The organism is Erysipelatoclostridium sp. An173 (assembly GCF_002160495.1).
Lineage (GTDB): Bacteria > Bacillota_I > Bacilli_A > Erysipelotrichales > Coprobacillaceae > Thomasclavelia > Thomasclavelia merdavium.
The window spans coordinates 1-4,901 of the sequence record NZ_NFKR01000070.1 but is presented as its reverse complement, the minus strand read 5'-3'; the positions used below and the strand labels follow the sequence as shown (position 1 = coordinate 4,901).

At 41.8% G+C, this 4,901-nt stretch carries 6 protein-coding genes and 2 pseudogenes; 2 read left to right on the top strand and 6 right to left on the bottom strand.

Annotated features, from left to right (window positions below; translation table 11 throughout):
* Nucleotides 1–171: 171 nt before the first annotated feature.
* The 6 genes from B5F09_RS14215 to B5F09_RS14190 form a co-directional block, all read right to left on the bottom strand.
* Nucleotides 172–651: an ABC transporter transmembrane domain-containing protein gene (locus B5F09_RS14215; protein WP_087374987.1), complete on the bottom strand. Its 480-nt coding sequence runs from the start codon at nucleotides 649–651 to the stop codon at nucleotides 172–174.
* A complete protein-coding gene (locus B5F09_RS14210) occupies nucleotides 644–1,813 on the bottom strand; it encodes a radical SAM protein (RefSeq protein ID WP_087374986.1) in 1,170 nt (389 codons plus the stop codon). The genes B5F09_RS14215 and B5F09_RS14210 overlap by 8 nt, the downstream gene beginning before the upstream one ends.
* On the bottom strand, nucleotides 1,791–2,705 hold the full coding sequence (locus tag B5F09_RS14205) for a hypothetical protein (RefSeq protein ID WP_087374985.1): 915 nt from the start codon (nucleotides 2,703–2,705) through the stop codon (nucleotides 1,791–1,793). Before B5F09_RS14205 ends, B5F09_RS14210 begins: the two co-directional genes overlap by 23 nt.
* The gene (locus tag B5F09_RS14200) at nucleotides 2,706–2,993 is read right to left on the bottom strand and encodes a hypothetical protein (protein ID WP_087374984.1); all 288 of its coding nucleotides are present in this window, start codon (nucleotides 2,991–2,993) and stop codon (nucleotides 2,706–2,708) included.
* A 22-nt stretch (nucleotides 2,994–3,015) separates the two neighbouring features.
* A complete protein-coding gene (locus B5F09_RS14195) occupies nucleotides 3,016–3,300 on the bottom strand; it encodes a PqqD family protein (protein ID WP_087374983.1) in 285 nt (94 codons plus the stop codon).
* Between the two features lie 260 nt (nucleotides 3,301–3,560).
* Nucleotides 3,561–3,869, bottom strand: coding sequence for a glycosyltransferase (locus B5F09_RS14190; RefSeq protein WP_394335305.1), 309 nt, complete (start codon nucleotides 3,867–3,869; stop codon nucleotides 3,561–3,563).
* Here B5F09_RS14190 and B5F09_RS15395 point away from each other — a divergent pair.
* A pseudogene (locus tag B5F09_RS15395) lies at nucleotides 3,846–4,103 on the top strand (integrase core domain-containing protein); the annotation flags it as partial. The gene B5F09_RS14190 and the pseudogene B5F09_RS15395 sit on opposite strands and share 24 nt — an antisense overlap.
* A gap of 160 nt (nucleotides 4,104–4,263) precedes the next feature.
* Nucleotides 4,264–4,794: pseudogene (locus B5F09_RS14180) on the top strand (transposase); the annotation flags it as partial.
* Nucleotides 4,795–4,901 lie beyond the last annotated feature (107 nt).

Sequence of the window (4,901 nt, the reverse complement as noted above, 5' to 3'; positions counted from 1 at the left end):
GTTTATAGTTATTCATGTTCAAGTACCTCCAACATATACCTATAAACAATTGGCCTATTATCAATTCTATGATTGATAATAGGCCGCACACTATCGTTGCAATGTCAATGCTTTTCTTTGAAAAATGATAAAAAAGAGAGGGCATATTTGCAATATAACCCTCGATTGCCATTAAAATCTTAACTTAATGACATTGATCCATCCCAGAATACTTTTTGACACCGTAGTTACATCCCCGCTCAAACGATTCAGCAAATCTCCACTATGAAATTCTGCAATTTCTTCCCATTTGGCCTCCATCACCTTTAGATAAACGTCCTCATAAATATCTTGGTATACTTTCAAACTAATACGTGCCAGCATACGGCTCATTACAGCATGAAATCCAATTCCCAGAAGACCCGAAATTACAAAGATACAGGCTGTTGTCACCAACTGCTGGGGCTGATACTTGGTCACAGCGTCAATCATGTATTTAGACGCAAGGCTTCCTGACAATCCCATTAAAGTTCCTAATATTCCTACAAAAACATAAAACATCACTGCTGCCCGATATTTTATAATATAATTGCTCATCCAGCGGATCTCAGTAACTATTTCCCGTAGCATAGCATAGTTCAAACTTGGTGACTTGGACTTTTTTCTACACATCTGCTTCTTCCTTCTTTTCCAGCCCCTGAAGCATTTTGATCGCTTCTGCATATGCCGCCTTTGCTGACTCGGACATCTGACAAAGATAATCTGGCCGCTGGTCAAAACGTCCAGTCTCCGACTGACAGATGGCTGCACAAATTTTACAAAACTGACTATGTCTACAAGTTTTACATTCATAAGGAAGACGGATTTTAGAAACTTCGTCTTTTATCTGTTTCCAGGCCTTATCAAATCCCAATTTCCGTACATCTGCCTCCGGATATGTCATTAACCCACAAGGCCGCATTTTCCCATTCCAGGTAATCCAGAAAGAATGACGGCCTGCACCGCATCGGCTTTCGTCTCCCTGGGCATTCCCCAGATGCTGTATTTCGTAGGGACAACCTGTTCCAGTTTTTAGAAATCTTCGTCCCTTTTCTATAAATTCTTCTCGGCTATCAGACAGAAGATAATCTCTCTTTACCATATATTTCCCGGCCTCTTCTGCTGAAAGTCTCGCTACGTTCTCACCGCTGTGCCCTTGTTTCAAGCGAATAGGTGGAAATAGATATGGAGTCATCTCAATCAGAGAGGTCTGACTTTTATCAAACTCATAAATTTTTTCTATATCATGGCAATTATAGGTTGTCAATACAGTTGTTGTACGCACAGAAATCCCCATTGAAATAAGTTTCCGCACTGTATCTGTCACTTTCCTCCATGCTCGTCTTCCGCATAAATTCTCGTAAGTTTCTTCTGAAGCTCCATAAATAGATACATTGACTCTGGCCGGCGGATATTTTTTGAAACAGTGCTCAATTTCTGAAGTCAACATAGAACCATTAGTATTAATCACCAAGCGAAACCCCATCTGACTCAACGCTTCATATAATTTCACAAAGTCCTCACGCATCATTGCCTCTCCTCCAGTTAAAAGCAGATAGAGAAGTCCGGCCTGTTTTGCCTCCTTTGCGATATCCAGCCAATCTGATACTGATAATTCTTTTTCTTTCCACTCGTCACTGTTTTCTTGTTCATGCACATAGCACATTTTGCAGCTAAAATTGCACCGGCCAGTCAGTTCAAATGTTCCGTTTACCGGGCTGCCTGCCCTTGCCGCTTTCTGTGACAAGTACCAGCTGATGGCAGCTTCATGATTAATATCGTCTCTTTTTTTCATCTTGAAGTACTCCTTCTTTTTCCAAAAATAACTTTAAAAACTCTGCTGCTGAAGCATCTGGTAGACATTCATAGATATATACTGGTACAGTCCTAAGTATTTCCGCCAGAAGTCTTATCACTATTTCCATTCCCTTAGTATCCCAAATATCCACTGCACACTCGGACAACAGTGCTTTTATCGCTTCCAGCGGTACTGGAGTCCAAACTCTGTTTTCCTTGGCTTGCCGAAGGATTATCACTGCTGTAAGAGGAATAGTACAATTCAAAGCAATCCCGGAAGTACCGCAAAATGGAAGTCCATGGGCCATTCCTCTTCCATTTTCACAACTTAAAATCACGCGGTCTCCATTTATAATTTCTACAATAGGATACCTCCTCTTCCACAGGTCAGCCTGAGTTGACTTTCCTGTCCCCGACGGAGCTGAAAAGACAATTCCCTGATTCTGAAAATTAATTAGGGATGCATGAAGAATCACTCTTTTTCGGTGAATCATTAAATATTCGAACCCAGCCATGGTCAATAGTTGCTTTTCCGTCAGATATTTCTCCTCTTTTCTCCCACTTTGAGCATGTATAAATACGGGAAATACATTCTGGCTTTCCTGTTTCAGCGTGATTCGACTCCGCCATAAAAAATCCCCACCTGTGTCTAGTACTCCCTGATAGCGATATATCTGTCCCTGCACCTCTAAAATAATACATCTTTCATCCCGATAGCAAATCTTACCATCTTTTGGAAACGAATCCTCTGTTACGTGGAACAAAAGATCCACTCCCTGCTTCGGCTCGGTTTCAAAAGGTACAGATACTTTTTCCTTCTTCAAAAAGATTGGAGGTTCTAAAAAAAAATTGATTCCAATACCGCCGATACAATATGCATACTGATTCATTTAAGATAACCCGATATATGCCTCATTGCCGTTTTCCATCATGATTGGTACATGATAGCAGTAGAAATAACTATCACAAACGCTAGAATCACCAATTAAAACACAATCAAAATCTTCATTGTATGCCGGCTCACCCTTGCCACCTTGCCAGTCGTCACCATCTACCATTTCACAAGGAAATCTATCATCCGAAATTCTTGTCGTTGAAATAAACCCACACGTTGCCAGTGCTGACTTAAATGCTAATTTTTCAAAAACAATTTCAGGTTTCTTATACTTTTTTTTCATATTTTTCTTCACCTTCCGTTTCTCATTTTTTCTTTTCTTCCACAAGCAGAACCCCTTGTCTGTGAACAGATTCTATAAAATCTTCTATATCTTTTCTAGCTGTACCACTGTCAATCTCAAAATCTCTGCAAAGGGCTTGAGTCAGCTCTTCTTCATCTGCATCATGTTCCTGTAGGTACCGAACCAGAAATGCGCCTGTCTCATTCACAGCAATAATCCCTTGAAAACGTATTGCTTCCTGGCCGGTAGGCACAATAATATGCTCCCCCAGAATTTCTCTTATAACATACTGCTTTGATATCTTCATCTATGCTTTCCTCTAATTCTCTGTTTCTATCAGTTTTCGCTACATCTTCTCTAACTCTTTCAATACGTCTTCCAAATTTGTTTTAAGAAGCCCGGCCTGAGCTTTATCAATTCTTTTCACAGGTACGGCTTGAACTTTGATATATTTTTCTTTTTGCATATCTGTCAATCTCCTCTCTTTTTAAAAACCACATAATTCCCATTATGTAGTAACGCAGTATAAAAACCACTGTTTAACGAAATTATAAGCAAAATAAGGAACTATGTCAAGGGTTTCAGAAGGCTGAAACAAGGCTTAAAAATCTTTCTTGTAATCTGGTTGCCGAACCTGGATTTCCAGGGTGTGGATTGGTCCAGATTTCTTGTTCCAAGGACCAGTGTTCCGGGATTTCTTCCTGCCCTCATCAGCGGCTTTTCCATATCTTCGGGCAGATGCTGGCCGTCTGCGTCCATAATTCCCACCGCGCTATATTCCCACAATTCTGCCCGTATATACTGAAGGGCAGTTTTAATAGCCTCACCTTTCCCTTGGTTTTCTTTACTCTCTTCCAAAAGCAACTGGAAGCGCATGGAATACGGCATAAGGTCATCCGTCCTTTTACTCCCCGTCATAATGGGAAGGTAGAACGCAGCCACAGGAAAGACAATGAACGCTTTTACGCAACACATCTCTTTTATTCCTTTGAGGATTTTGCGAAACAGCTAAAACTCTATAATCGCAGGGATTATAATAACTTTCCTATGCGGCCTCTGGGATGGAAAACACCCAGTGAGGTCCTCAGAGATTATTTACAGTCTGTGTAACACATGATTGACAAACCTACAGAAATTACCCATAGAAGCATTTCAGAGGATAAGGTACAATAAGTTTCGCAAATTGAAAAGTAGTTAAAAAGAGACATGGTTTGCAGCCCTCTGGTAGAATGAAGTCACGACACACCATTCTGAAAGGAGACAGCAAACCATGTCCGAAAAGATTGTACAGCTTAACGAGGAAGTAATCAAGGGTCAAATCAAAGAACTGGTACGAGGCAGCGTAGAGGAAACCCTCAACGAACTGCTGGAGGCCGAGGCGGAGAAGCTGACCCAGGCGGCCCGGTACGAGCGCAATGAGCAGCGTCAGAGCTATCGCAGCGGCCACTACAACCGAAATCTCACCACCACCTCCGGGGATGTCACCCTCAAGGTACCCAAGCTCAAGGGAATTTCCTTTGAAACTGCCATCATTGAGCGGTACCGCCGCCGGGAGAGCAGCGTGGAAGAGGCGCTCATTGAGATGTACCTGGCAGGCGTATCCGTTCGGCGTGTGGAGGATATTACCGAGGCCCTCTGGGGCAGCAAAGTCTCTCCCTCCACCATAAGTGAGTTGAACAAGAAAGCATATGTCCACATCGAGGATTGGCGGAACCGTCCTCTGCAAGGCGGACGATATCCGTATGTCTATGTGGATGGGATCTATCTGCGCCGTAACTGGGGCGGCGAATTTGAAAACGTATATAAATGTCAATATAATTTTGTACAAAAATGATCATTTATGATGTACAATTGTGTTCCTTCTCAATATAATCAAGAGCATTTTTAAGTATTAGGATTCCTCTTCAT